The following is a 25,897-nucleotide window of genomic DNA, read 5'->3' as shown; positions in this document are numbered from 1 at the left end:
TTACTTAAGATGAAGGTAATGAGAGCGCGGTCGCGCAGGTCTTAACCGAGCGGGAGCAACCCATGATCGAATTCCGAGGCGTCCACAAGTGGTTCAAGCAGCTGCACGTGCTGAACGACATCAACCTCCACGTGAAGCCCGGCGAGGTCATGGTAGTCTGCGGCCCCTCCGGCAGCGGCAAGTCCACCCTGATCCGCACCGTGAACCAGCTTGAGCCCATCGACCGGGGAACGCTCATCGTCGACGGCAAGGACCTGAGCGACAAGAAGCTCGACATCAACAAGCTGCGTGCCGAGGTCGGCTTCGTCTTCCAGCAGTTCAACCTCTACCCTCACCTTTCCGTACTCGCCAACATCACCCTGGCCCCCATCAAGATCCGCAAGACTCCCAAAGCAGAGGCGCAGGAGCAGGCCATGGCGCTCTTGGAACGCGTCGGCCTCGGCGAGAAGCGCGACGCCTACCCCGCCCAGCTTTCCGGCGGCCAGCAACAGCGTGTAGCCATCGCGCGTGCTCTCGCCATGAAGCCGCGTATCATGCTCTTCGACGAGCCCACCTCCGCGCTCGACCCCGAGATGATCGGCGAAGTGCTCGACGTCATGCAGAAGCTCGCGCTAAGCGGCATGACCATGGTCGTCGTTACCCACGAGATGGGCTTTGCCCGTGAGGTTTCCCACCGTGTCGTCTTCATGGACCAGGGGACCATACTGGAGCAGGCCGCTCCCGAGCAGTTCTTCAAGAACCCGCAACACGAACGGGCGCAGCAGTTCCTGAAACAGCTGCTCTCTCCCATGCACTAACCGCCTGAACGGCCGTTCAAGGTTCAAGGTTCAACGTTCAACGTTCGACGTTAAACTCACCCCACGATGCGTGGGCCCAGCTATGGCTTCTGCAGTTGCAGCTTTTTTTGCGGGGAAGATGTGCGTGCAAGTCACTGTGATCTTTGTCTGTGCGCTTTCACCGTGTCGAACGTTGAACCTTGAACGTTGAACGGCATCGATTCTTATTTTTTTTGCCTGAAAGGATGCAGGTACAAGTCACTTTGGTATAATCCGGTACGTTTTCACTCCGTCGAACGTTGAACCTTGAACGTTGAACGGGTTTTATTCATTCAAAAGGAGGAACACTGATGAAAAAACTGTGGACGCTGTTTGCTGCTGTTGCACTGGTCGGCATCATGGCTCATGCCGCACTGGCGGCCGGGGACACCCTGGCCGAGGTGAAGAAGAAAGGAGTCCTCGTGGCCGGCGTGAAGGATTCGCTGCCCCCCTTCGGCTACGTGGATGAGAAGACCCGCGAGATCGTGGGCTACGACATCGACTTCTGCAAGTACATCGCGAAGAAGCTGGGCGTGAAGCTGGAACTGAAACCGGTGACCTCGGCCTCCCGCATGCCGCAGCTCATGGAAGGCAACATCGACATCATCGCCGCCACCATGACCAAGAACCCGGAGCGCGCCAAGCAAATCGACTTCAGCTACACCTACTTCCTGACCGGCCAGAAGTTCATCACCAAGAAGGGCGCGGTGAAAACCCTCAAGGACCTGGAAGGCAAGAAGATCGGCACCGCCAAAGGCTCCACCTCGGAGCAGAACGTGGCCAAGGCGATCCCCACCGCCACCATCCTCTCCTTCGACGATTACCCGCAGGCATTCCTGGCGCTGCAGCAGGGTAAGGTGGCGGCAGTCACCACCGACGAGTCCATCCTCGCCGGCATCCTGGGCAAGGCGCCCAACAAGAACAAGTTCGAGATCCCCAACCTGCAGATCTCCGAGGAGCCCTACGGCCTGGGCATGAGGAAGGACGACAAGAACTTCGTCGCTTTCGTCAACAAAACCCTGCTCGAGATGGAGAAAAACGGCGAAGCCAAGAAGATCTTCGAGAAGTGGTTCGGCCCCAAAACCGCCACCCCGCTCCGCCGCACCTTCAAGATCACCGCTGACAAGTAGCCTCCCCATGCGGCCTCCCCTTCCCGGGGAGGCCGCACGTCTCTTACACCGCCGCAATATCACCGCTTCGGCTCAAGAAACAGTGTAAAAAACGCGCTACGCTGCTTCTTTATCCACGCCTCTCTCATTGTCGCCCCATCCCCGCACAGTACCTTTACCGATATCGATCAGCTTGGACTGTAGTTAGTATGGCGCTAAAGCTTGATCAAGGGGGCTGTTTTAGTGCCTAAACCCTTGACAATTCACCTCAAGACGTTATATAAATCCATGCTTAAAATTAACTCTGTTTTAATACCAAGGAGGGGGCAATGAGAGTAGCAAAACTTTTCAACCTTGTATCGGCCCTGGCGCTGTTCGCATTCGTGGGAACCGCTGCCGCTGCCGGTCCTGCACAACCTACGGCGGTGCTGACCAGCGCGGACTGCGTGAAGTGTCATGAGCAGCCGCCCAAGGATATCGCAGCTGCAGGCGGCAAGCACAAAACCGAGGTGACCTGCCAGGACTGTCACGTCGGGCACCCGCCCAAGGTTAAGAAGCCGATCCCGCAGTGCAGCCAGTGCCACGAAGGCAAGCCGCACTTCAAACTCCAGGGCTGCCTGGGCTGCCACTCCAACCCCCATACCCCGAAGGTCATAAAGTTTGGCAACAACGTCACCGACCCGTGCCTGACCTGCCACACCGGTCAGATCGAGCAGCTGCGCTCCTTCAAGAGCAAGCACAGTGCCCTGAACTGCTCCTTCTGCCACAACGTCCACGGCCGCATTCCGGAGTGCACCCAGTGCCACAAGCCGCACGCCAACGACATGACCGCCAAGGATTGCAAGGTCTGCCACCAGGCCCACAAGCCGGCTGACGTGACCTACAAGTCCGACACCCCGTCGAAAATGTGCGCCGCCTGCCACAGCAAGGCGTTCAAGCTCTTGACCTCCAGCACCGCCAAGCACAGCAAGCTTGCCTGCGTCTACTGCCACCAGGCCAAGCACAAGATGGTGCCGCAGTGCACCCAGTGCCACGTCAAGCCGCACCCGGCCGCCATCATGGCGAAGTTCCCGAAATGCGGCGAGTGCCACAGCATCGCCCACGACCTGAACCGTTGGGGTGACGCAGCCGCCTCGGCCCCGGCAGCCGCCCCGGCCAAGCCGGCAGCTCCGGCCAAACCGGCCAAGCCGGTGAAGAAGTAACACTCCTGCAGCGAATCGGGGAGGCCCTCATGCGGCCTCCCCGATCTTTTTAGCCCCTCCCTGTTTTCAACCCTCTGACAACCAGTTCGCGTAGCACCAGGAGGATCGCATGCTCTTTCTACAGATAACATCGGCAGTGACGGCGCTGACTCTCGTGGTACTGGCGCTGTGCCTCATTCCGGTCCTCACTGAACTAAAAAAGGCGGCTTTGGCCCTGCAGGGTGCCGCCGACCTGCTGCAAAAGGAAGTAACGCCCCTGGTCAAGGAACTGCGTGACACGGTGTCCGACGTGCAGGTAGTAACAGGCGCCGCGGCCGCCAATGCCGAAGGCGTGAACATGCTTTTGAGCGAGCTCGGCCACGCCGGACACAACATCCGCATGATCAACAAGGTATTAGGCATCGCCACTGAGCTTGTGGCCAACGCTCCGGTCTGGATAACGGGCGCCAAGGTTGCAGGCAAGTATATTGCTGATAGAATAATCAAATCCAAAATTAGGGGGTGACGCCATGTCAAAAGATAAAGATATCGGAACCGGTACTATGCTGCTCTCTTTCCTGGCCGGTGCTGCCGTCGGGATAGGGGCCGCCCTGCTGCTCGCGCCGAACACCGGTGAGGAGCTGCGCGGCAAGATCAAGGATCTGGCCGACGACGCGGTGGACAAGATCAAGGAATACGCCAGCGAGGCGCAGGACAAGATCAGGTCCAGCTACGAGGACGGCAAGGACCTGGTGCTGGAGAAGAAGAACATCATCTCCTCGGCCATAGAGGCCGGCAAGGAGGCCATGGAGCGGGAACGGGAAAAGAAAACCCAGGCCTAAGCGCCATGCCCCACAGTCCGAAAAGCCCACCGACAGGTGGGCTTTTTTGGTTCAGCCGAAGTAGGGGTGGGTGACGCTGCCAACTTCCACAACGATGGCACCTTCCCCATCCCTCCCCCCTCCCGCTAGGGGCGGGGTTTTCCAAGTGATCTTTTTCCGGCACCGCCCCCCGCGGGGTGTGTGCCGCGAGCAGCAGCGGTGCCACAGCATATGAACGACAGTAACGATAAGAAGAAGTTCTCCCCCGGCCTCATCTGGCAGTACGACCCGGCAGCCATCGGCGGCTGGAAGGGCAAAGGGATGAGGTTGTTGCAGTTTACCAGCTTCGCCTTCTCCAATTTCATGGCCAACAACGCCCTGTTGCGCGCCACGGCCCTCTCCTTCACGACCCTTTTGTCCCTGGTGCCGCTGCTCGCCCTCGCCTTCTCCGTGCTCAAGGGACTGGGCGCCCAGAACCGGCTGGTGCCCCTGATCCTGAAGCAGGTCACCGCGGGGAACGAAGAGGTGGTGAACCGGGTCATCTCCTACATCGGCAACACCAACATGGGCTCGGTGGGCGCCATCGGCCTCGCGGCGCTGCTCTTCACCGCGATCAGCATGCTGGGCAGCATCGAGGACGCCTTCAACGTGATCTGGGGGGTGCCGGAGACCCGCACCTTCTACCGGAAGTTCAGCGACTACCTGAGCGTCCTGGTCAGCGCGCCGCTGCTACTTCTGGCCGCCACCAGTATCACCACCACGCTCTCCAGCAAGTGGCTCACCGGCTGGATCATGGAATGGACCTACCTGGGCGACCTGTTCCTGTTCACCCTGGGGCTCACCCCCTACCTGGTTGTCTGGATCGCCATCTTCCTGCTCTACGTTTTCATGCCCAACACGCGGGTGCGCTTCGACTCGGCGCTGATCGGGGCGGTACTCTCCGGCACGCTCTGGCAGTTCGCCCAGTGGGCCTACATCCACTTCCAGGTGGGCGCCGGCAACTACAACGCCATCTACGGCACCCTGGCGGCGCTCCCCATCCTGATGGTCTGGATCTACGTGAGCTGGATCATCGTCCTGTTCGGCATGGAGGTGGTGGCGGCGCACCAGAACCGGGGCACCTTCCGGCGCGACATCCGGGGGCGCGAGATCAGCCACGAGCTGCAGGAGCTGGTGGCGCTGGCGGCGCTGCGGCACATAGCGGACGCCTTCTATCGCGGCGAGCCCGCCTGGGGCGAAAACCACCTGGCAGCGAAGCTGGGCGTCCCCCTGCGCGTCGTGCGCAACACGCTGGAGCACCTGCGCGACCAGGGCTTCGTGGTCATGGCCGGCGAAGGACGCGGCAGCTACTACCCGGCACGCGACCTGGACCAGGTCTCCATCGCCGACGTGCTCCTCTCCCTGAGAAGGCGCGGCGCCTCGGCCGCCATCACCGGCGAGGAGTTGGCCGAGGGCCTTCTGAACCAGTCGGAACAGGCGGTCACGGCGGCCCTGGGAGAGGTCACCCTGAAGGATCTCGCCTTCCCGGAACTGCGCCCCCCCGGTCGTTGACAAAGGGGACGCAGTTGACATATAGTGGCCCGATTCAACTGAGGGCCAGAAGCGGGATATGCAAGATTTAAAAGACATCGATAAAGAAAAGAAACGCAGCAGACGATTCCGCAAGGCAAAGGCAGAGGAAGGACGCAACGTGTTCCTTCGGCAGATCGAGGAGACCAAGCCGCAGAAGAAGCGGCTCAAGATCATCCTCCCGGCCATCGCGCTTTTGCTCGCCTCCTACCCACTGATCTCCCTCTTCGGATCCCCCCGCGCCAAAAGCGCCCCGGCGGCAGAGGTCCCGGCCGCCGTCTCCCTGTCCAAGCTGGACCAGGGGAGCGCCTTCAAGCTTGCCGCCGACGCCTATGGCAACGCGCAGGCACAGGGGGGAAAGTTCGCCGCTCCCCTGCCGCAGGGCGGGCAGGTGATCTACAGCATCGATGAAGAGGTGCAGCGAAAGATCGAGAAACTCTTCACCGACTACAAGGTCCCCTACGGCCTCTTCGTCGCCATCGAGCCCAAGACCGGGCGCATCCTCGCCGCCGTCTCGCATTCCGCCTCCCAACCAGGGTGGGAAAAAGGCGCCAACTACCACCTCTACCCCATGGCGTCGCTGTTCAAGATCGTCACCGCGACGGCAGCCCTGGAAGAGAAGAAGGTTGGGCCGGACACCATGTTCGCCTTCAACGGCAAACTCACCTCGGAGAGCCCGAAGTACTGGCGCGTGCGGCCGGGGCGCGGCAACCAGCAGATGCCGCTGTCGCTGGCCATGGGGAAATCGGTGAACCCGGTGTACGGTCGCCTCGCCGGCGAAGTGGTCGGGCGCGACCCGCTGCTCCTGTACGCGGGCAGGTACGGCTTCAACCAGCCCATCGTCCCCGGTTCGCCCATCCTTGCCAGCACGGCCCCCGTCCCGGGTACTGTCGATGAACTGATGCGCATGGGCGCCGGCCTCAACCGCGAGGTGAAGATATCTCCCTTCCACGCCGCCGCCATCATGGCCACGGTGGCCAACGGCGGGGTGATGATGGCGCCGTCGCTGGCCAGCGAGATCCGGGATGCCAAGGGGAACGTGGTCTTCTCCCAGAAGCCCCAGGTGCTGCGCACCGTGATGACGCCGCAGACCGCCAGCGACCTCGCGCACATGCTCGCCACCACCGTGGAGAGCGGCACCTCGCGGCGCGCCTTCCACGACCGCAGGGGGAGACGGATGCTCGCCTCGGTACGCATCGCCGCCAAGACCGGATCCATCGACGGCTCCGATCCCGCCGGGCACTACAGCTGGTTCGCCGCCTACGCACCGATGGAGGACCCGCAGATCGCCCTGGCCGCCCTGGTCATCAACGAGAACAAGTGGCGCATCAAGGCGACCTCGGTGGGCGAACAGGCCCTCGAGGCCTTTTTCAGGTAGCTGTTTTGGTTAGCTGTTTCGGGTAGGTGAAGATGGATTGCTCAGGATGCGGAACCTGCTGCGTCGCTCCGGACATCAGCGCCTTGGGGAAGAAGGTGGGAGAACCGTGCCGCCACCTCTCCGGTGAGCAGCGCTGCCGGATCTACGAAGAGCGCCCAGCGGTGTGCCGCGGCTACCGGCCGGACGAGATTTGCGGCATGATCGCCGCACCGACCTTACAGGAACGGGTGGCTAAGTACCTGGGACTGTTCGGCCTGCGGCCGGACTAGTCGAAGCGCTCCAGCGTGATGCCGGCGTCGGTCCACTGGGCGTAGGAATAGTGGGTGATCCAGTCGCCAAGGGCAATGAAGACCCGCTCCCCTTCCCTTAGTTCCATCGGAAGATGGAAGTGACCGGTGAGCACCAGGTCACACCCGGACGCAAAGCGCTCGCGGGCGAAGTTCTCCAGGATGCGCGGGTAGTCCCAGCGGCTCTTGCGCACAGCGTGCTGGCGGTTGGAGCGCAAGGACAGCTTGACTGCGATGCGGTCGGCCACCCGGCGCGGGAACACCGGCACCAGCGCCCTGACCAGGGGGCTGCGCAGCACGAAGCGCAAGGCCCGGTACTGGTGGTCGGCGCGGTTGACCTGATCCCCGTGGCACAGGCAGACCTTCTTTCCCGCGATCTCCAGTTCGGCGGCGCCGGGATGAACCTCGGCCTGCAGTTCATCTCTGAAGAAGCCCCCCAGGTGGAAGTCGTGGTTCCCCTCGAAGTAGACGATGCGCACCCCGCGCGCCCTCACCCGCTTCAGACAATCCACGATTGCGCCATAGTGGCCGTACACCGGCCGCGGGTTGCCGATCCAGAACTCGAAGATGTCACCCAGGAGGTAGAGGGTGTCCGTGTCGGCAGGAAGCGTGTCCAGGAAGCGGACCAGGGTTTGGTAGTTCCGGTCCTGCGGGCTCCTCAGGTGGGCGTCGGCGATGAAAATCTTGCGCATTTGCGCAATATATACAAAAATACCGGGTTGGTAAAGGGAACAGGAGCGGGTGCAGTTCAATCTCGACCTCAACCTTGACCTCAACCTGTTTTTTAAGGGGTATCGATGCACGCACTACGCAACCTGGAGATCGTCTGGGAAGACCTTATGGAGGCCTTCGAGAACGGCGACCCGGACCTGGTTTACTTCCTGGACCGCGAGACTGGCGAGGTCTTCTCCGTCCCCGCCGAGTACGAGGACGAGAATTTCTGGGAGGAGGTGGCCTCCCAGGAGGAGCGCTTCCTCGAGATTCCCCCCTTCGATTACGGGCAGGAGCGCCAGTTGGTACACGCCTTCATTCAGAGAGTCAGCAACGAGGGGTTGAGATCGATGCTGACCCGGGCCTTCAGCGGCAAGCACTCCCACGGCAGGCTGCACGAGATCCTCGCCTTCTACCCGGAGGAACACGAGCGCTTCCAGGCGACCCGCGAGGCCTTCCTAACCGACCGCGCCGCCCATTGGCTGGAGGAGCACGACATCTACCCTCCCGAGCGATTCTAGCATCCCCCGAAGCGGCGCCCGTTGACCCGGACGCCGCTTTTGCGTAACATCTCTGAGGTGTTCACTTTAACCGGGAGGTGCCGCCCGCCGGCAGCACCTCCCGCGCATCCGGGTCCCGACATGACACAGAAAAACTGGCTCAAAACCTCCCTGGAGATCGCGGTCATCGTCTTCGCCTCGGCGCTGTTCGGCATCGCCTGGAACAGAACGCTGCTGGCCGATGCCTGGCGCGGTGCCCCCGCTGGACAGGCGGCACCCCGACAGTCGGCACCGGGTTCCCAACAGGTGGAGGCGCTGCCCATGCCCATCGCGCTGGCCCAGGTGAAGGAACTACACGACTCGGGACAGGCGGTGCTGGTGGACGCCAGGAGCGCGGCGAGCTTCGCCAAGGAGCACATCGCGGGTGCTCGGTCCCTGCCGCTGGAAGAAGCGACCCGCCAGGCGACGCCGCAGCTGACCGGAGTTGCCAAGGACGCCATCATCATCGCCTACTGCAACGGTTTTTCCTGCCACGACAGCATGGACCTGGGCAAGCTCCTGATCAAGGCGGGTTACGCCTCGGTGTACGTGTTCGAGGGGGGACTGCCCGAATGGCGCGACGGCGGCTATCCCACCACGGGAGGGAAGCAATGAAAAGTTTCCGCTCGTCGATGATCCCCCTGGCGCTCCGCATCGCTCTCGGCGCCGTCTTCATCTATGCCGCCATCCCCAAGATCGCGGACCCCGTGACTTTTGCCGGCAGCGTAGCGGCCTACCAGATCCTCCCCTACTTCTGGAGCTATGTCACTGCTGCGGTGCTTCCCTTCCTGGAACTTACCTGCGGCCTGCTCCTCATCCTGGGGGTACGGGTCAGAAGCGGCGCCTTGATCATCGGCGCCCTCAACGTCGTTTTCATGGCCGCACTCTCCGCCGCAATGATCCGGGGGCTCGACATCGACTGCGGCTGTTTCCGCCCGGACGGCCCCAAGACCGCCCCGTGGGTGGCGCTGGTGCGTGACGCATTTTTCCTCGCCATGACCGCGTCGGTGCTGCGCTACGAGCGGGTGCGCGCCCGGTAGCACCGGCAGCACCGCACGCCCCCCTTCCTTGACTAAAGTCCCCCCTCCCCTCGCAGGAGGGGGAGCACACAACACTATCCCCCCCGGCGGCTTGCAGTTTGAGCCGAAATACTGTAGGATGCGCCGTTGTTTCATTAAGCACTGGGAGAAAGTTTTGAATACGGAAATTCTGCTCGTGATCGGCGCGTACCTGCTCGGCTCGGTTCCGACCGGCCTGCTCCTGGCCCGGAGCATGGGCATCAACATCAGGGAATGTGGCAGCGGCAACATCGGCGCCACCAACGTCTACCGCACCGCCGGCAAGAAGCTCGGCATCATGACCCTGATCGGTGATTGCCTCAAGGGGCTGATCCCCGTCCTCATCGCGCAGTACCTGGATCTGTTCCCGATGTGGGTGGCTCTCATCGGCCTCGCCGCCTTCCTCGGTCACGTCTACACCGTCTTTCTCGGCTTCAAAGGCGGCAAAGGGGTCGCTACCGCTCTGGGCGTGCTGCTGGGCACCGCTCCGCTGGCCGTGCTGCTCGGCATCCTCGTTTTCGCCGCCGTCCTCTACAAGTGGCGCTACGTCTCGCTGGCCTCGATCAGCGCCGCGGCCTGCATCCCCGCACTGGCCTTTGCCACCTGTGTCCCCCGCGAAACCATCGTCATGGCGGCTGTCATCGCCGTGATCGTGATCCTCAAGCACCACGAGAACATCGCCAGGCTCCGCGCCGGCACCGAGACCAAGTTCAAGGCCTGAAAACCAGGCTCACCAGCCGCACTGACCGGTCAGACGCAGGGGTAAATGCCCCTGCGTCCCGCCAGGCGACTGGGGCATTTGCACCGCGCCCCCCCTCTTCTCGGCACATCTCCTCCAGATCTCGCCCGACCACATCCACCAACCTGCTGTAATACCTGCGCATTACCGACGACAGCAACCGAAACGGTACATCTCTTGCTGTCCACCACGGAGTTGCACAGGAACGTTGCGCCTCACCTGGAGGAAATGGATGTCCCCTCGGAGCAGAGCGATCGCCTTGGTGATCGCGATAGCACTCCTTTTGATCCCCCTGTTTGCCTGTAACCAAACAGACCAGAAACAGCAATGGCAGCCCCCGCCGTCTCTCAGGCACGGCTCCGCCACTGACCCCGTCCAGAAAGTCAACGGCAACACCATCACCCGCGCCGAACTCGATCGCGCAGTCAAGGCGCTCGCCGGCAACCGTCAGTTGCGTCAGCCGCTGTCGCCGGCCATGCTCCGTGGGCTTCAAGCAGAGGCGCTCGAGCAATTGCAAGCATCCGAGCTGCTGTACCAGGCTGCGCTGAGCACGGGAACCGTGCCCCAGGGCGTGGAGCAGCAGGTGGCGCAGGCGATTGCCCGCGACCGCGCCAGGCATTTGAACGATGCCGCGTTCTACTGCAGCCTTCAAGAGGCCGGGCTGACCCTGCCGCAATTGGAACAGATGATCCGCAAGGAACTGGTGATCAACAACTTCGTCGAGAAGAGATTCGGCAGTCAGGTCCGCATCGACACTAAAGAAGCCCAGGACTTCTACGAAGCGAACCGGGAACGGTTCAAGACTGGATGCAGCGCCAGGGCAAGCCAGATACTGGTGGTGGTTTCCGGGGAGGAGCGTGACAAGGAGCGGGCGCGGGAAAGGGCGGAGGTCCTGCTACATCGGGTACGTGAGGGAGAAAGCTTCAGCATCCTGGCACAGTCGCATTCGGACTGTCCCAGCAGAGCCCGCGGAGGCGACCTCGGCTTCTTCAGCCGCGGTGAACTCGATCCGCGGTTGGAACAGGCCATCTTCGCACTTAAACCGGGCGAGATCAGCGATATCGTGCAGACTTCCTACGGCTTTCACATCCTGAAGCTGACCGAAAAGCGCGCCCCGCGCCCGAAGAGTTACCAGGAGGCGAAGACCGCCGTCTACGCCTCTCTCAAGAAGGAGAAGATGGCCCCGCTGGTCGCGGCGTACGTTACGGAGCTGCGCAGTAGGGCCAAGCTCGAAGCAGTAGGCCTCCCCCTCCCTTGACGGGAGGAAGGGACTGGCTCCGTTAGGTGCCTGTCCCTCTGCGGAACGCTCCTTTCAGCTCAGCCACCTTCAACAAGCATTAGGGGGACAGGCACTTGGCGGAGCCAGTCCCCTCTAATAGAGCCAAAACAAAAAAGGGCGGCTCCCAGCAGGGAAGCCGCCCTTCAAGCTAAGGGGACAGGCACCTTACGGAGCCAGTCCCCTTTTTTGTTTAAGCCGCCTGGTCCAGCACCAGCGGGGTCAGGAAGCGCTTCATCTTCTTCAGCGCACCCTCCTCGATCTGGCGTACCCGCTCGCGCGAGATGGAGAAGTGATCAGCGATCTCCTGCAGGGTAAGCGGCTGGTCCGCCGAGACGCGGTGCTCGATGACGAAGCGCTCCTTCTCGTTCAACTGTTCCAGCGCGCTTGCCACCGTCTGCTCCAGGATGGTGGTCTCCTGGCGCTCGGCCAGCATCTCCTCCTGGTTCTGGCGCAGGTCGGGCAGGCTTTCCAGGAAGGTAGCCCCCTCCCCTTCGAACATCTCCACGTCCAGCGACAGCTCGCCCCTCAGGCGCTGTTCCATCTCCTGCGCCTCGGTGTCCTTCACATCGAGCGAAATCGCCGCCGCGTGCAGGTCGCCTTCGCCGGTCATGTTGATGATCGCCTGCTTGGCCTGGTTCAGCTTGAAGAAGAGCTTTCTCTGCGCCTGGGTGGTGCCGATCTTCAAAAGGCTCCAGGCTGAGATGATGTGGTTCTGGATATAGGCCCGAATCCACCACACCGCGTAAGAGATGAGACGAACCCCCTTGGCGGGGTCGAACTTCCTGACCGCCATCATCAGGCCGACGTTCCCCTCCTGGATCAGGTCCAGCATCTTCATCCCGTAGGAGCGGTACTCCCCGGCAATCTTCACGACAAACCTGAGGTTCGAGGTGATCAGCTTGTGAGCCGCCTCCAGGTCCCCCTCGTCGCGGAACCTGCAAGCCAGATCCATCTCCTCATCCGCCGACAAAAGCGGGAAACGGTTGATCTCCGTGAGGTACAGGGTAAGGCTGTCTATAGGTACCGGCATTGCGTGCGTCATGTCGATCTCTCCCTTGTGAGCGCTGGTTTTGCATCCTGCTTGTTAGCACTCTCCACTCTTGAGCGCTAATAAATATAACAAGCCGCATGCAAAAAATCAAGGGGATGCCCGTGAATTTGCGGGGGTTAAATTACTTGCACCTGCCGTTGCGAATGTGGTAAACGAAAAGATCGAAATAAGCGACGCCTGGCGCCGAAAAACCGGAGGTTCTGCCACATGGAGATCAGGGTAATACCGATTAGCGAGGGGGAGAAGAAGGCCAAGTATACCGACGAGTCGCAGCTCGGCTTCGGAAGGATTTTCACCGACTACATGTTGCTGGTCGAGTGGAAAGCCGGCCGGGGTTGGGTCGACGGCCGCATCAAGAAGTACGAGCCGTTCCAGATCGACCCCGCGGCGCTTGTTTTGCACTACGCGCAGGAAATTTTCGAGGGGCTGAAAGCCTATAAGTGGGCAGACGGCACCATCGCGCTGTTCCGCCCCGAGATGAACGCCCGTCGTTTCAACCACTCCGCCGAGCGGCTCTGCATGCCGGAGGTTCCCGAGGAACTTTTCGTGAAAGGGATCGAGCAGTTGGTGGCCCAGGAGAAGGCATGGGTTCCCGGCAGCGAGGGGACGTCGCTCTACATCCGTCCCGCCATGATCGCGGTTGAGCCGCACGTCGGCATCAAGCCCTCGGACCACTACTACTTCTACGTGATTCTCTCCCCGGTAGGCGCCTACTACGCCGCCGGTTTCAACCCGGTCAAGATCATGGTCGAGGACAAGTACGTCCGTGCCACCCCCGGCGGCACCGGTGAAGCCAAAACCGGCGGCAACTACGCCAGTTCCCTTAAGGCCGGCCTCGAGGCCAAGAAGAAAGGGTACGACCAGGTGCTCTGGCTGGACGGCGTGCACAAGCGCTACATCGAGGAAGTCGGTTCGATGAACATGTTCTTTGCCTACGGCGACACCATCGTCACCGCACCGCTGGAGGGGAGCATCCTGCACGGCATCACCCGCGATTCCGTCCTTACCCTGGCCAAGTCCATGGGGCTCAAGGTCGAGGAGCGCAAGATCGACGTGAACGACCTGATGCAGGACCTGAAGAGCGGCAAGATCACCGAGGCCTTCGGCAGCGGCACCGCGGCTGTGGTCACCCCGGTCGGCACGCTCTGCTATGCCGGTGAGACCGTAGAGGTCGGCAACGGCGGCGTGGGCAAGCACACCCAGACCCTGTATGACACCCTGACCGGCATCCAGACCGGCAAGATCGAAGACAAGTTCGGCTGGATCAGGAAAGTGAAGTAACCACAGCCGGCAGAAAAGAAGAAAAGGAAAAGGGGACAGGCTACTTTTACAAGTGCCTGTCCCCTTTTTGTTTCCGATATACAAGCTTTTGCGCACATCCCCTCTCCCTCCGGGAGGGGGGGAGCTTAAAACAATTCCATCTGCCCCCTGAGCAGTTCACCGGGAGCAGGCGCCACTTTGCCCGGCCCCTCGACTCCCTTCCAGGACAACCCCGCTTTGATCATCTCCTGAAGCCACTTCTTGGGGACGGTGCGGTAGCGGCAGCGCTTCAGCGCGCCGACGGTGATGGTGGCGGAAACGACCCCGCGCCGGATGCGCGGCACGATCTCCGTTATCTTGCCGATGAACAGGAAGCACCGGGTGGCATCTTTGTGCTCGAGGAGCACCTCGTCTCCGATTACGGCGAGACAGATGGCGTGGTGACGCTTGTTGTCCACGAAGAAGCTGACGGCGCATCCCGGCGTGGCAGCGACCGGCTTCGACAGCTCATCGGCGTCCCAGACCAGTTCCTCGCCGTCATCCGCTTCGTCATCGAGCAATTCTTCCGGATCGTCGCCGTAGAAGAGATGCTCGTCGGCCGTAAAGTCGAGGTCGTCTTCCAGTTCGTCCTCGGCCGTCAGGTCCAGTTCCACCTCGGCGTCCGGATTGTCTTCGGCACCAATGCCGACGTCTTCGCGATTATACTTTGCCAACTCAGCTCCCCTGCAAGACACTCAGCGCCGCACCCGGCATTTCGCCAACTGAGTACGGCGCCGGGCTCTGCCACTCCGCTGCCGGATAATGCCATATCTTGTCGCGCACTACAAGCCTTGCCACCACTGTCAACCTGCACCGGACGTTCAAAGACCCAGCTAAAAACCGTCCCCCACCTTGACACGCTCCCCTCCCCTCCCTATCTTCTTCTATGACTTAGGAGGCAACCCATGATCAGACCTGAGAAAATGACGGTAAAGACCCAGGAAGCGATAGCGACGGCGCATGAAAACGCCCTTGCCATGTCGGCCCCCGCTATCGAAGCGGAACACCTGCTGCTCGCGCTTATCGACCAGGAAGGGGGCTTCGTTCCCGACCTCATCAAGAAGATCGGTGCTCCCCTGCCGCGCCTGCGCGACGGCGTGGAAGATGTACTCAAGCGCCTGCCCAAGGTTACCGGCGGGGCGCAGGTGGGACTCTCGGCGGCTTTGAACCGCATCCTGGACCAGGCCCAGAAAGAAGCGGACACCATGCACGACGCGTTCGTATCGACGGAGCACCTGCTGCTGGCGCTGGTGGCATCTAAGGATACGCCCAGCGGCAGGCTCTTGAGCCAGAACGGCGTGACCCGTGACGGCATCCTCTCCGCGCTGAAGGAACTGCGCGGCGGCGAGGCCGTCAACGAGCAGGACCCGGAACAGAAATACCAGGCGCTGGCCAAATACTGCCGCGACCTGACCGACCTCGCCCGCCAGGGGAAACTAGACCCGGTCATCGGGCGCGACGACGAGATCCGCCGCGTGCTCCAGGTACTGTCGCGCCGCACCAAGAACAACCCGGTGCTGATCGGCGAGCCGGGCGTCGGCAAGACCGCCATCGCCGAGGGGCTCGCCCAGCGCATCGTCTCCGGCGACGTCCCCGAAACGCTCAAGGACAAGGTGATCATGGCGCTCGACATGGGAGCACTCATCGCCGGCGCCAAGTACCGCGGCGAATTCGAGGAGCGGCTCAAGGCCGTCATCAAGGAAGTGGCGCGCTCCGAAGGCAAGATCATCCTCTTCATCGACGAGATGCACACGCTGGTGGGCGCTGGAGCGGCGGAGGGCGCCATGGACGCCTCCAACATGCTCAAGCCCGCCCTGGCACGCGGGGAACTGCACTGCATCGGCGCCACCACCCTCAACGAATACAGAAAGCACATCGAGAAGGACGCAGCACTCGAGCGGCGCTTCCAGCAGGTCTACGCCGGCGAGCCGAGCGTGGAGGAGACCATCTCCATCCTGCGCGGCCTCAAGGAAAAGTACGAAAACTACCACAAGATCCAGATCAAGGATTCGGCCATCATCGCCGCGGCCACCCTGTCCGACCGCTACATCACGGACCGCTTCCTCCCGGACAAGGCGATCGACCTCATCGACGAGGCAGCGTCCCGGCTTAGGATCGAATTGGACTCCAAGCCGACCGAGATCGACGAAATCGACCGGCGCGTCATTCAGCTCCAGATCGAGCGGGAGGCCATGCTCCGCGAGCACGACCCGAAGGCACTGGAAAGGCTCAAGAAGCTGGAAGAGGAACTGGCAACGCTGAAGGCCCAGTCGGACGAGTTGAACAGCCATTGGAAGAGGGAAACGAACCTCCTGGCTGAACTGGGCGAGCTCAAACAGCGCAAGGAGGACAAGGCCGAGGAGGCCAAACGCGCCGAGCGCGACGGCCTGCTGGCCCGCACCGCCGAGATCCGCTACGGCGAAATCCCGGCCATCGAGAAGGAGATCGAGGACAAGCGCCTCACCCTGGAACAAATCCAGAAGGAAGGGAAGATGCTCCCGGAGGAGGTGGACGCCGAGATGGTGGCCGAGGTGGTCGCCAAGTGGACCGGCATCCCGGTGAACCGGATGCTGGAGACCGAAAGCGAGAAGCTGGTGCGCATGGAAGAGCGGCTGAAAAGCCGGGTGGTGGGCCAGGACGAGGCGCTCACCCTGGTGGCCAACGCGGTGCGCCGGGCCAGGAGCGGCCTCTCCGACCCGAACCGCCCCATCGGCTCCTTCATCTTCCTGGGCCCCACCGGGGTCGGCAAGACCGAAACGGCCAGGGCCCTGGCGTCGTTCCTGTTTGACGACGACCAGGCCATCGTGCGCATCGACATGAGCGAATACCAGGAAAAGCACACGGTGGCCCGCCTGATCGGAGCCCCTCCGGGTTACGTCGGTTACGAGGAGGGCGGACAGCTCACCGAGGCGGTACGGCGCCGCCCCTACTGCATCGTGCTCTTCGACGAGATCGAGAAGGCGCATCCGGAGGTGTTCAACGTCTTCCTGCAGATACTCGACGACGGCAGGCTGACCGACGGGCAGGGACGGACGGTGGACTTCAAGAACTCGGTGATCATCATGACCAGCAACCTGGGATCACAGTGGATCCAGCAGTACGGCGCCACCGACTACGCCAAGATGCAGGGCGAGGTCATGGAGACCCTCAGGGAGGCCTTCAAGCCGGAATTCCTGAACCGCGTCGACGAGATCGTCATCTACCACGCGCTCCCCCTGGAGCGGATCAAGGAGATCGTCTCGATACAGTTGCAGTCCCTGACCAGGCGGCTGGAAGAGAAGAGCATCGGGCTGGAGGTCACCGAGCAGGCACGCGAGTTCCTGGCGCGGGAAGGCTACGACCCCGCCTACGGCGCACGGCCTTTGAAGCGCGCCCTGCAGCGCAAGATCCAGGACCCGCTGGCGCTCATGCTGCTGGAAGGGAAGTTCGGCCCCGGAGACACGGTCCAGGTGGACGTGGCAGGGGACGGGAGTTCCCTCGCCATCGGCCGCAAGTAGCGAAGATAGCGAATACAATAAACAAAAATTAACAAATTGATATTTTATCTTTAAGCTGCTATTGTACGCGGCGCAAAGCTAGGCTTTTGCGCCGCCCTGGCGGCAATTCGATGTGGGGGAGAGTCTCAGATGAAGCGTTATTCCACCATTATGTCCGTCCTCGTCACGCTGGCGCTGCCGGTGGCCGGGACCTGTGCTGACGCACCCAAAGCACCCGAGAAGGCTGACACCAAGGTCGAAGCGGTTGCAGCACCGAAAGCAGCCGATGCCAAGGCCGATGTCAAAGCCGACGCTGCAGCCAAGACGCCCGAGTCCAAGGCCGAGGCGATCCAGAAGAGCATGTCCAAAAGCGGCCATTCCATGATGATGGGTGGTGCTGCTCCCGCCGAAGCCGGGGCAGCCGAGATCAACACGAACCCCACCGGCAAGGTCATTGAGACCATGGCAGGCGGCGGCTACACCTACGCCAACCTGGAAGTGGCCGACGGCACCAAAACCTGGGTTGCCTACCCGGTGCTGGAAACCCGCGTCGGCGACACCCTGTCCTTCCAGGGCTGCATGCCGATGAGCAAGTTCCAGAGCAAGACCCTGAACCGCACCTTCGACAGCATCCTGTTCTGCAACGCTCCGGAAGTTAAAGGTGCGGCCAAGCCCGCCGCCAAGGAGGCCAAGAAGGCCGCTCCCGGCGAGAAGATCAAGGTGGAGAAGGCAACCGGCGCCAACGCCTACACCGTGGAAGAGATTTTCGCCAAGCGCGGCTCGCTGAACGGCAAGCAGGTGGTGGTGCGCGGCCAGGTGGTTAAAACCGCCACCGGCATCATGAACAAGAACTGGCTGCATCTGCAGGACGGCACCGGCAATGACAAGAAGAAGACCAACGACCTCGTGGTGACCACCACCGACAACGCGGAAGAGGGCGATGTCATCACCGTCTCCGGCACCCTCGCCAAGGACAAGGACTTCGGCGGCGGCTACAAGTACACCGCCATCATCGAAAAGGGCAGTGTGAAGAAGTAACACGCCCGGTGATCCAAACAAGGCAAAAGCCCTCCGTCCAGACGGAGGGCTTTTTTTTGGATTCGTCCTGAGTTGCGGGTACCCTTTCTCCACGAAGCGCAGCACGAGAGCCCGCGTCCTCCCCTTTGCGAAGGGGAGACAGAGGGGATTTGCCGGAGACCAACCATGTCCACCACAACTCTGCTGATAGCCCTCTACCTCGCACGTTTCGCCGCGGCCTGCCTGCTGCGCTACCTGAACCTGCGCCACCTCAGGCGCTACGGCAGCACCGTGCCGGAAGGGTTCGCCGATGCCGTCGATGCGCAGGCGCTGGCCAAGTCCGCGAGTTACACGCTGGCGCAGAGCCGGCTGGCCTTGATCGACTCCATCTACGACAGCGCCCTCCTGCTCATCTTCATGTTCACCCCGCTGCTACCGCTCTACGACCAGTGGATCGCCTCGCTCACCGGCTCCTTTGTGCTCCGGGGCGTGCTGTTCATGCTGGTGCTCACCCTGATCCAGGAGGTGCTCGACATCCCCTTCTCGCTGTACAGCACCTTCCGCCTGGAGCGGCGCTACGGGTTCAACACGACGACGCCGGGGCTGTGGTTTTCCGATCTTCTCAAGTCGACCCTTCTCTCCGCCGCCCTCACCGCCATCGTCATCAGCGCAGCCCTGTTGCTGGTGCAACACTCTCCCGGTCTGTGGTGGCTTTGGGTCTGGGCCTTCTTCGCCCTCTTCTCCATCGTCATGATCTACGTCTCCCCCTACATCATCGAACCGCTCTTCTCCAAGTTCGAGCCGCTGGGCGACCCGGAACTGGAGGAGGAAATTCGCGAGATGCTGCAAAAGGCGGATCTCAAGGTGAAGGACGTGCAGCAGATGGACGCTTCGCGGCGCAGCCTCCACTCCAACGCCTACTTCACCGGCATCGGCCGCGTCAAGCGCATCGTCCTCTACGACACGCTGCTGAAGCAGATGCAGCGCCCGGAACTCCTGGCGATCCTGGCGCACGAGGCGGGACACTGGAAGAAGGGACATATCTGGAAACGCCTGGTGCTCATGGAAGCCGCCGCGCTCGCACTCTTTTTCCTGGTGCACCAGGTGATTGCGTGGGGCGGCCTGCCGCTCTTGTTCGGCCTCCCGCAAGCCTCGTTCCTGGCCCAGATCCTCATGGTGAGCTTCATCTTCTCCATCGTTTCGTTCCCGCTGACCCCCATCGGTTCCTGGCTGTCGCGCCGCAACGAGTGGGAAGCCGACCGTTTCGCGGCCGATCTCTCCGGTGCTCCCGACGCCCTCGCCGCGGCCCTGGTGAAACTCTCCACCGAGAACCTTTCCAACCTGCACCCGCACCCGCTTTACGCCGCCTTCTATTACAGCCATCCTCCGGTTGTGGACCGAGTCGCAGTCTTGCGCGGCATGAAGAGGGAGGGTGCGTCGGAATAATTAACACAACCTCATTGCGTCTCCCTTCGTGTTCTGGTATTTTTGCTGGGGCCTATACGCCACAAGACCAGCAACAGGAGCCGATCGAAATGCATCTGAACATCCTGATCACCGCCTCAGAAGCAGTGCCGTTCGCCAAAGAAGGGGGCTTGGCCGACGTAGTCGGCGCCCTCCCCAAATACCTCCAGGCACGCGGCCACGACGTCCGCGTCGTGATGCCTCGCTACTACAAGGTTGACCGCGAGCGCTACCAGTTGCGCCTACTCCCCGGCGTGCTGGTGGTGCCCATGGGGATCATCGGCAACATGTACTGCGGCGTGTCCCAAGGCACCATGCCCGGTTCCAACGTCCCCATCTACTTTCTTGAACATGAAGACTTCTACGGGCGAGACTCCCTCTACGAGAGGGACAACCAGGGCTACCTCGACAACGACAACCGTTTCATCTTCCTGTCCAAGGCGAGCCTCGAACTGTGCAAGATGATCCAGTTCACCCCGGACGTGGTACATGCGCACGATTGGCATACCGCAGCGGTTCCGGTGCTGATGAACACGTGGTATCGCCACGACTACCACCTCTCCCAGGCCGCCTCGCTCCTTACCATCCACAACATGCAGCACCAGGGGAGCTTCTATGAAGGGGCCATGGACGTCCTCGGAATCGGCTGGGACCACTTCACGTTCCTGGAACTGGAAATGGACGATCAGGTGAACCTCCTCAAGGGCGGGATCTACCACGCCACCATGCTGAACACGGTCAGTGAAGGTTACGCCCGCGAGATCCAGACGCCCGAGTACGGGTGGGGCCTGGAAGGCGTGGTGCGCCAGCGTTCCGACGTCCTCTCCGGCATCCTGAACGGGGTCGATTACCACGAGTGGAACCCGGAGGAGGACCGCCTTCTCCCCGCCAACTACAGCGCCCAGGATCTCTCGGGGAAGGCAATCTGCAAAAGCGAACTGCAGCGCGCCCTGGGACTGCCCCAGCGCGAGGATGTGCCCCTGGTCGGCATGGTGTCGCGCCTGGTGAAACAGAAGGGAATCGACGTCCTGGCGCAGGCGCTCCCCCGCCTGCTCGAACTCGACATCCAGTTGGTGCTCCTGGGTGCCGGCGAGCCGTGGGCGCACTTCTATTTCGGCGGCATGGCGGCCGACCGACCCGATCGTTTCGCGTGCCGCATCGGCTACGACAACAGCCTGGCCCACCGCATCGAGGCGGGCTGTGATTTCTTCCTGATGCCCTCAGCCTTCGAACCCTGCGGCCTGAACCAGATGTACAGCATGCGCTACGGCACCCTCCCCATCGTGCGTGCCACCGGAGGTTTGGACGACTCGGTGGAGAACTTCAACCCGCAGACCCGCAGCGGGGACGGCTTCAAATTCTGGGACCTGACCGCGGGCGCACTCTTCGACACGGTCGGTTGGGCCGTGCACACCTGGTATCATGATGCCCCGGGAATAGCGGCACTGCGTAACAACGCCATGGCGAAGCGTTTCACGTGGGAAAATGCCGCGGAGAAGTACGAGCGGCTCTATCTGGAAGGAATGAAAAGGAAACTGGGCGACGAGAAGTTCAGAAAACTAGAGGCAGAGAGAACTCCCGCCAGAGGAAAAGCATCCATCGAGGAAACCCCAGGATATCAGCCCCAGGCATAGCGATCGAACCAAACGTTTTAGACGTCGCTCCCATCGCAATCCGCGCCCCCCCCGTGCAACAAGCCAAACGTCGAGAAAAATCAGCGGGAACCTCTCCGGCGTGTTCGCTAGTCCCGAAGTGCTCCGCCTCTCACCGTGCGTGATGACGCTCTCCGGGGGGATTTCACATTTCGCAGGAACAACATCAGCATTGCCAGGCGCAATAGCGCGACTCCCAACCGGGTTTGCACTATTCCAGGCGAAATAGTGCAAAAGCCGTCCAGAATCTCACTATTTCAGATGGAATAGTGCAAACGCCGATCAAGATCTCACTATTTCCGGCGGAATAGTGCAATTCCGGTTCAGGTTTGCACTATTTCAAAAAAAACAGCGCTATTCGCTGGCAAGATTGCACTATTTCATTCGGAATAGTGCGATTCCGGATCGAGTTTCCACTATTTCAGATGAAATAGTGGTATTTTCATCCAGGTTTGCACTATTTCCGACAGAATAGTGAGATTTCATCCGAAATTGCACTATTTACAGCAGAATAGTGAGATTCCCGTCAGGAATTGCACTATTTCGGAAAAAACAGTGCAAAATCCGGATCGGTTCTGGCCCACCGCAATTATTAATTAATAAAAAAGGCGCCCCGGAAATCCGGGACGCCTTTTTCGCTTCAACTAAAGCCGGTGCTACATCTTGTTCAGCAGCGGAACGATGAGCAGGGACACGATGTTGATGATCTTGATCATCGGGTTGACCGCCGGGCCGGCGGTGTCCTTGTACGGGTCACCGACGGTGTCGCCGGTAACGGCAGCCTTGTGGGCTTCGCTACCTTTGCCGCCGTGATAGCCGTCCTCGATGTACTTCTTGGCGTTGTCCCAAGCGCCGCCGCCGGTGGTCATGGAGATGGCCACGAAGATACCGGTGACGATGGAGCCAACGATGACGCCGCCCAGAGCCTTCGGCCCGAGGGTGAAGCCGACGATGATCGGGGCGAGGATCGGAATGAGGCCCGGAACGACCATCTCCTTGAGAGCGGTCTTGGTTACGATGTCGACGCAGGAAGCGTAGTCGGGCTTGCCGGTACCTTCCATGATCCCCTTGATGGTGCGGAACTGGCGACGGACTTCGTCGACGACCGCGCCGCCTGCTTTACCGACGGCTTCCATGCACATAGCGGCGAAGTAGTAGGGAAGCATGCCGCCGATGAAGAGACCGACGATGATCTTCGGATCGGAAAGGGAGAAGGTCTTGTCGGCGATGGTCAACTCCTGGACATAGGAGGTGAACAGGATGATGGCGGCCAGACCGGCGGAGCCGATGGCGTAGCCCTTGGTTACTGCCTTGGTGGTGTTGCCGACCGCGTCGAGCGGGTCGGTTACGGCGCGGACGGAGTCGTCCAGCTCGGCCATCTCGGCGATGCCGCCTGCGTTGTCGGTGATCGGGCCGTAGGCGTCCATGGCGACGACGATGCCGGTCAGGGAGAGCATGGATACGGCGGCGATGGCGATGCCGTACACGCCGGCGCAGTTGGCCGCGACGATGATGCCCGCGGAGATGACGATGACCGGCAGGGCGGTCGCCTTCATGGAGATGCCCAGGCCGGCGATGATGTTGGTGGCGTGGCCGGTCTTGGAAGCCTCGGCGATGTGCTTGACCGGGGCGAACTCGGTGGAGGTGTAGTACTCGGTGATCCAGAAGATGGCACCGGTAACGACCAGACCGACGATGGCGGAGATGAAGATGTTGGTTGCGGAAATGACCGCGCCGTTAGCCTCGGCAAGCCCCTGCGGGAACATCTGCACGGTCACGAAGTAGAAGGCGATGCAGGCGATCACGCCGGAAGCGATGAGGCCCTTGTAGAGAGCGCCCATGATCTTGCCGGAGCCGCCCAGCTTCACGAAGTAGGTGCCGATGATGGAAGCGATGATGGAGATGCCGCCCAGGATCAGCGGATAGCTGACGGCGCCCGGGTTGCCGAAGCTGATGGCGCCCAAGAGCATGGCGGCGATCAGGGTAACGGCGTAGGTCTCGAAGAGGTCAGCGGCCATACCGGCGCAGTCGCCGACGTTGTCGCCGACGTTGTCCGCGATGACGGCCGGGTTGCGCGGGTCGTCCTCGGGGATGCCAGCCTCGACCTTACCAACGAGGTCGGCGCCGACGTCAGCACCCTTGGTGAAGATACCGCCGCCCAGACGGGCGAAGATGGAGATCAGCGAGCCGCCGAAGCCGAGGCCGACCAGCTGGCCAACCACTTCCTTGACCGGAGCGCCCGGCATGACCTGCTGCAGGAACATGTAGTAGCCAGCCACGCCCAGAAGGCCCAGACCGACGACCAGCATGCCGGTGATGGCGCCGCCTTTGAAGGCAACGTTGAGAGCCTTGTGGATGCCGGACTTGGCAGCCTCGGTGGTCCTCACGTTGGCGCGCACCGAGACGAACATGCCGATGAAGCCGGTGAGACCGGAGAACACGGCGCCGACCAGGAAGCCTACCGCGGTCATCCAGCCGAGGGAAGCAAAGAGGGCGACGAACATGGCAACGCCCACCACCGCGATGATGGTGTACTGACGCTTCATGTAGGCGCCGGCGCCTTCCTGGATCGCGGAGGCGATCTGCTTCATCCGCTCGTTACCCTGGGGAAGTCCCAGGATCCACTGGGCCGAGATCAGACCGTAGGCGACTGCAGCCGCGGCACAGACCAGGGCGAAGACTACTGCATACTGTTCCATTGAAAAAATTCCTCCTATTTGGATATGCCTCAAAAAAAGGCGTGCCTTCCAACATAGTCATAAAAACGGGTGATTGTTATCGAAAACGCCCCATTTTGTCAATCTAATTCATACCTCTGCGCACAGTTTCTTAAAACATTTTTATCTACCTGCCGTATACTTCGCTACGGCCACACATCCGTCTGCTCCGGCAGAACCTGACCTGGCCGCCCGCAGTGGGGGTGAGACAACTCCTGGATGCCCTGTAGGGGCGAATAATCATTCGCCCGCCCCTCGCCCAGCCAGACAGTCGGCATGTCCACATCTATGCCAGTCACTTCAATTCCTTATCCAACCAGTTGGATCTGGTAAACAGTTGCGTATCGGAGGACGAATATGTATCATAACCCGATGCTAGAGCTTAAATGCGGCGATCACAGCTATCCTCTGCAGGTTGCTCCTGAACATCTCCTTTCCGTGCTGAGCCCCCGCCCTTTCCAGCGGCAGGGAACACCGGTCGAGTTGGTCGAGCGCGCTCTCGACGGCTGTACCGATTCCCTGGCGAGCTTTGCCCCCGGCGACCGCGTAGTCATCGTCACCTCCGACGTGACCCGTCCCACCGGGAGTGAGGTCTACCTTCCCCTGTTGGTCTCACGACTCAACTCCGTCGGCATCAAGGACCGGGATATCGAGATCGTCATCGCGCTTGGGATCCACCGTAAGCAGACTCCGGCCGAACACAAGAAGATCGCGGGAGAGTTGTACGGCAGGATCAAGGTCACCGACCACGACTGCGACGACCCCGGCGAACTGGTTTACCTCGGCGACACCCACAGGGGCGTGCCGGTGGAGGTGAACCGCAGGGTTACCGAGGCGGACCGGGTCATCCTGACCGGAGCCGTCACCTTTCACTACTTCGCGGGCTTCGGCGGCGGCCGCAAGAGCATCCTCCCCGGCGTCTCCAGCCGCAAGAGCTGCATGGCGAGCCATTTCTCGCTTTTGAACCCGGACGAGGGGAGCGGCAGGCACCCGAAGGCGGTGGCCGGCAACCTGGAGGGGAATCCGGTCCACGAAGCGATGCTGGAGGCCTGCGGCATGGTCGCCCCCGACTTCATCCTGAACACGGTGCTCGGCCCCGACAAGCAGATCTGCGCCGCCTACGCCGGCGACTGGCAGGCCGCGCACGTTGCCGGATGCCGGTTTTACAACGACACGTTTTCCGCGCCCATCGAGGCGAAGGGAGACCTGGTCATCGTGTCCTGCGGCGGCTTTCCCAAGGACATCAACCTGATCCAGGCCCACAAGTCGATGGAGTACGCCAGTCGCGCACTGAGGCCCGGAGGGATCATGATCCTCCTCGCCGAGTGCCGCGACGGCTACGGCAACGCCACCTTCTTCAACTGGTTCAGCTACCCGACCTGCGCCGAATTGGAGTCCGCGCTCCGGAAGCGCTACGAGATCAATGGGCAGACCGCCTGGTCGGTGAAGGAAAAGGCAGAGCGCTTCAAGATCGTCCTGGTGTCGAAGCTCCCGGCGCAAGAGGTGCGCACCATGGGGATGATCCCGGCCGCGACACTGGACGAGGCGATGGCACTGGCAGTGCCGATGCTCCCGGATGACTACAAGGCGTACCTGATCCCCGAGGGAGGCACGGTGCTGCCGCTGATGCAGACCTGACCACCAAAGCTACACCCCAAGGTCCCCTCCCCCCGGAGGGGGAGGGACAGGGAGGGGGCAGGATGATGGACTAACTGCCGAAACGTCCCCTCACCCA

At 61.6% G+C, this 25,897-nt stretch carries 23 protein-coding genes; 19 read left to right on the top strand and 4 right to left on the bottom strand.

Features of this window, described 5'->3' with window-relative positions; genetic code table 11:
- Positions 1-62 precede the first annotated feature (62 nt).
- The 8 genes from JFN91_RS11210 (at position 63) to JFN91_RS11175 (ending at position 7,142) form a co-directional block, all read left to right on the top strand.
- Complete coding sequence (locus tag JFN91_RS11210; RefSeq protein WP_199389289.1) at positions 63-797, top strand: amino acid ABC transporter ATP-binding protein; 735 nt, start codon at positions 63-65, stop codon at positions 795-797.
- Between the two features lie 329 nt (positions 798-1,126).
- Positions 1,127-1,945 carry an ABC transporter substrate-binding protein gene (locus JFN91_RS11205; RefSeq protein ID WP_199389288.1) on the top strand — a complete coding sequence of 273 codons (819 nt, stop codon included), beginning with the start codon at positions 1,127-1,129 and terminating at the stop codon, positions 1,943-1,945.
- 308 nt (positions 1,946-2,253) lie between these two features.
- Entirely contained in the window at positions 2,254-3,126 is an 873-nt protein-coding gene (locus JFN91_RS11200) for a cytochrome C (RefSeq protein ID WP_199389287.1), read from the top strand.
- A gap of 109 nt (positions 3,127-3,235) precedes the next feature.
- A complete protein-coding gene (locus tag JFN91_RS11195; protein ID WP_199389286.1) occupies positions 3,236-3,631 on the top strand; it encodes a DUF948 domain-containing protein in 396 nt (131 codons plus the stop codon).
- A 4-nt stretch (positions 3,632-3,635) separates the two neighbouring features.
- Positions 3,636-3,947, top strand: a complete 312-nt coding sequence (locus JFN91_RS11190) for a YtxH domain-containing protein (RefSeq protein WP_199389285.1) — start codon at positions 3,636-3,638, stop codon at positions 3,945-3,947.
- A 210-nt stretch (positions 3,948-4,157) separates the two neighbouring features.
- Positions 4,158-5,477, top strand: coding sequence for a YhjD/YihY/BrkB family envelope integrity protein (locus JFN91_RS11185; protein ID WP_236015100.1), 1,320 nt, complete (start codon positions 4,158-4,160; stop codon positions 5,475-5,477).
- A gap of 58 nt (positions 5,478-5,535) precedes the next feature.
- Positions 5,536-6,873 (top strand): penicillin-binding transpeptidase domain-containing protein, encoded by a 1,338-nt coding sequence (locus JFN91_RS11180; RefSeq protein WP_199389284.1) that lies wholly within the window; start codon positions 5,536-5,538, stop codon positions 6,871-6,873.
- A 32-nt stretch (positions 6,874-6,905) separates the two neighbouring features.
- Positions 6,906-7,142: a YkgJ family cysteine cluster protein gene (locus tag JFN91_RS11175; RefSeq protein ID WP_199389283.1), complete on the top strand. Its 237-nt coding sequence runs from the start codon at positions 6,906-6,908 to the stop codon at positions 7,140-7,142.
- Here JFN91_RS11175 and JFN91_RS11170 read toward each other — a convergent pair.
- The gene (locus JFN91_RS11170) at positions 7,139-7,852 is read right to left on the bottom strand and encodes a UDP-2,3-diacylglucosamine diphosphatase (protein WP_199389282.1); all 714 of its coding nucleotides are present in this window, start codon (positions 7,850-7,852) and stop codon (positions 7,139-7,141) included. The two genes, JFN91_RS11175 and JFN91_RS11170, sit on opposite strands and share 4 nt — an antisense overlap.
- Before the next feature lie 105 nt (positions 7,853-7,957).
- Here JFN91_RS11170 and JFN91_RS11165 point away from each other — a divergent pair, with 105 nt between their 5' ends.
- The 5 genes from JFN91_RS11165 to JFN91_RS11145 all read left to right on the top strand — a co-directional run bounded on the left by JFN91_RS11165 (position 7,958) and on the right by JFN91_RS11145 (position 11,465).
- Entirely contained in the window at positions 7,958-8,392 is a 435-nt protein-coding gene (locus JFN91_RS11165; RefSeq protein ID WP_199389281.1) for a UPF0158 family protein, read from the top strand.
- Between the two features lie 120 nt (positions 8,393-8,512).
- Positions 8,513-9,025, top strand: coding sequence for a rhodanese-like domain-containing protein (locus JFN91_RS11160; protein ID WP_199389280.1), 513 nt, complete (start codon positions 8,513-8,515; stop codon positions 9,023-9,025).
- A complete protein-coding gene (locus JFN91_RS11155; RefSeq protein ID WP_236015099.1) occupies positions 9,022-9,450 on the top strand; it encodes a MauE/DoxX family redox-associated membrane protein in 429 nt (142 codons plus the stop codon). Before JFN91_RS11160 ends, JFN91_RS11155 begins: the two co-directional genes overlap by 4 nt.
- A 154-nt stretch (positions 9,451-9,604) precedes the next feature.
- A complete protein-coding gene (gene plsY, locus JFN91_RS11150) occupies positions 9,605-10,189 on the top strand; it encodes a glycerol-3-phosphate 1-O-acyltransferase PlsY (RefSeq protein WP_199389279.1) in 585 nt (194 codons plus the stop codon).
- A 250-nt stretch (positions 10,190-10,439) separates the two neighbouring features.
- Positions 10,440-11,465: a peptidylprolyl isomerase gene (locus tag JFN91_RS11145; RefSeq protein ID WP_199389278.1), complete on the top strand. Its 1,026-nt coding sequence runs from the start codon at positions 10,440-10,442 to the stop codon at positions 11,463-11,465.
- A 211-nt stretch (positions 11,466-11,676) separates the two neighbouring features.
- Here JFN91_RS11145 and rpoH read toward each other — a convergent pair whose 3' ends face one another.
- A complete protein-coding gene (gene rpoH / locus JFN91_RS11140; RefSeq protein ID WP_199389277.1) occupies positions 11,677-12,528 on the bottom strand; it encodes an RNA polymerase sigma factor RpoH in 852 nt (283 codons plus the stop codon).
- Between the two features lie 216 nt (positions 12,529-12,744).
- Between rpoH and JFN91_RS11135 the strand changes: the two genes are divergently transcribed.
- Positions 12,745-13,818, top strand: a complete 1,074-nt coding sequence (locus JFN91_RS11135) for a branched-chain amino acid aminotransferase (protein ID WP_199389276.1) — start codon at positions 12,745-12,747, stop codon at positions 13,816-13,818.
- A 125-nt stretch (positions 13,819-13,943) separates the two neighbouring features.
- Here JFN91_RS11135 and JFN91_RS11130 read toward each other — a convergent pair whose 3' ends face one another.
- Positions 13,944-14,510 (bottom strand): RNA polymerase I-specific transcription initiation factor RRN3 family protein, encoded by a 567-nt coding sequence (locus JFN91_RS11130; RefSeq protein WP_236015098.1) that lies wholly within the window; start codon positions 14,508-14,510, stop codon positions 13,944-13,946.
- A gap of 231 nt (positions 14,511-14,741) precedes the next feature.
- Here JFN91_RS11130 and clpB point away from each other — a divergent pair, with 231 nt between their 5' ends.
- The 4 genes from clpB (at position 14,742) to glgA (ending at position 21,427) form a co-directional block, all read left to right on the top strand.
- Complete coding sequence (clpB, locus tag JFN91_RS11125; protein ID WP_199389275.1) at positions 14,742-17,333, top strand: ATP-dependent chaperone ClpB; 2,592 nt, start codon at positions 14,742-14,744, stop codon at positions 17,331-17,333.
- A 129-nt stretch (positions 17,334-17,462) separates the two neighbouring features.
- The gene (locus JFN91_RS11120) at positions 17,463-18,350 is read left to right on the top strand and encodes a DNA-binding protein (protein WP_199389274.1); all 888 of its coding nucleotides are present in this window, start codon (positions 17,463-17,465) and stop codon (positions 18,348-18,350) included.
- 165 nt (positions 18,351-18,515) lie between these two features.
- The gene (locus tag JFN91_RS11115) at positions 18,516-19,775 is read left to right on the top strand and encodes a M48 family metallopeptidase (protein ID WP_199389273.1); all 1,260 of its coding nucleotides are present in this window, start codon (positions 18,516-18,518) and stop codon (positions 19,773-19,775) included.
- Positions 19,776-19,864: 89 nt separating this feature from the next.
- Entirely contained in the window at positions 19,865-21,427 is a 1,563-nt protein-coding gene (gene glgA, locus JFN91_RS11110) for a glycogen synthase GlgA (RefSeq protein ID WP_199389272.1), read from the top strand.
- A gap of 674 nt (positions 21,428-22,101) precedes the next feature.
- Here the strand turns inward: glgA and JFN91_RS11105 are convergent.
- The gene (locus tag JFN91_RS11105; protein WP_199389271.1) at positions 22,102-24,144 is read right to left on the bottom strand and encodes a sodium-translocating pyrophosphatase; all 2,043 of its coding nucleotides are present in this window, start codon (positions 24,142-24,144) and stop codon (positions 22,102-22,104) included.
- Positions 24,145-24,519: 375 nt separating this feature from the next.
- Between JFN91_RS11105 and JFN91_RS11100 the strand changes: the two genes are divergently transcribed.
- Positions 24,520-25,800, top strand: a complete 1,281-nt coding sequence (locus JFN91_RS11100) for a nickel-dependent lactate racemase family protein (RefSeq protein ID WP_199389270.1) — start codon at positions 24,520-24,522, stop codon at positions 25,798-25,800.
- Positions 25,801-25,897 lie beyond the last annotated feature (97 nt).

This window comes from Geomonas anaerohicana, from assembly GCF_016458305.1.
In the GTDB taxonomy this organism is placed as follows: Bacteria; Desulfobacterota; Desulfuromonadia; order Geobacterales; family Geobacteraceae; genus Geomonas; species Geomonas anaerohicana.
The sequence above is the reverse complement of the archived record's forward strand: the minus strand, read 5'-3'. Positions and strand labels throughout refer to the sequence as shown.

Coding starts and splice junctions, on each gene's coding strand:
- JFN91_RS11170 (WP_199389282.1), bottom strand. CDS start 7,852: ATGCGCAAGATTTTCATCGCCGACGCCCACCTGAGGAGCCCGCAGGAC.
- JFN91_RS11105 (WP_199389271.1), bottom strand. CDS start 24,144: ATGGAACAGTATGCAGTAGTCTTCGCCCTGGTCTGTGCCGCGGCTGCA.
- clpB (WP_199389275.1), top strand. CDS start 14,742: ATGATCAGACCTGAGAAAATGACGGTAAAGACCCAGGAAGCGATAGCG.
- JFN91_RS11180 (WP_199389284.1), top strand. CDS start 5,536: ATGCAAGATTTAAAAGACATCGATAAAGAAAAGAAACGCAGCAGACGA.
- JFN91_RS11190 (WP_199389285.1), top strand. CDS start 3,636: ATGTCAAAAGATAAAGATATCGGAACCGGTACTATGCTGCTCTCTTTC.
- JFN91_RS11165 (WP_199389281.1), top strand. CDS start 7,958: ATGCACGCACTACGCAACCTGGAGATCGTCTGGGAAGACCTTATGGAG.
- JFN91_RS11100 (WP_199389270.1), top strand. CDS start 24,520: ATGTATCATAACCCGATGCTAGAGCTTAAATGCGGCGATCACAGCTAT.
- JFN91_RS11115 (WP_199389273.1), top strand. CDS start 18,516: ATGTCCACCACAACTCTGCTGATAGCCCTCTACCTCGCACGTTTCGCC.
- JFN91_RS11205 (WP_199389288.1), top strand. CDS start 1,127: ATGAAAAAACTGTGGACGCTGTTTGCTGCTGTTGCACTGGTCGGCATC.
- JFN91_RS11120 (WP_199389274.1), top strand. CDS start 17,463: ATGAAGCGTTATTCCACCATTATGTCCGTCCTCGTCACGCTGGCGCTG.
- JFN91_RS11200 (WP_199389287.1), top strand. CDS start 2,254: ATGAGAGTAGCAAAACTTTTCAACCTTGTATCGGCCCTGGCGCTGTTC.
- JFN91_RS11155 (WP_236015099.1), top strand. CDS start 9,022: ATGAAAAGTTTCCGCTCGTCGATGATCCCCCTGGCGCTCCGCATCGCT.
- rpoH (WP_199389277.1), bottom strand. CDS start 12,528: ATGACGCACGCAATGCCGGTACCTATAGACAGCCTTACCCTGTACCTC.
- JFN91_RS11135 (WP_199389276.1), top strand. CDS start 12,745: ATGGAGATCAGGGTAATACCGATTAGCGAGGGGGAGAAGAAGGCCAAG.
- JFN91_RS11175 (WP_199389283.1), top strand. CDS start 6,906: ATGGATTGCTCAGGATGCGGAACCTGCTGCGTCGCTCCGGACATCAGC.
- JFN91_RS11195 (WP_199389286.1), top strand. CDS start 3,236: ATGCTCTTTCTACAGATAACATCGGCAGTGACGGCGCTGACTCTCGTG.
- JFN91_RS11185 (WP_236015100.1), top strand. CDS start 4,158: ATGAACGACAGTAACGATAAGAAGAAGTTCTCCCCCGGCCTCATCTGG.
- JFN91_RS11160 (WP_199389280.1), top strand. CDS start 8,513: ATGACACAGAAAAACTGGCTCAAAACCTCCCTGGAGATCGCGGTCATC.
- JFN91_RS11145 (WP_199389278.1), top strand. CDS start 10,440: ATGTCCCCTCGGAGCAGAGCGATCGCCTTGGTGATCGCGATAGCACTC.
- JFN91_RS11210 (WP_199389289.1), top strand. CDS start 63: ATGATCGAATTCCGAGGCGTCCACAAGTGGTTCAAGCAGCTGCACGTG.
- glgA (WP_199389272.1), top strand. CDS start 19,865: ATGCATCTGAACATCCTGATCACCGCCTCAGAAGCAGTGCCGTTCGCC.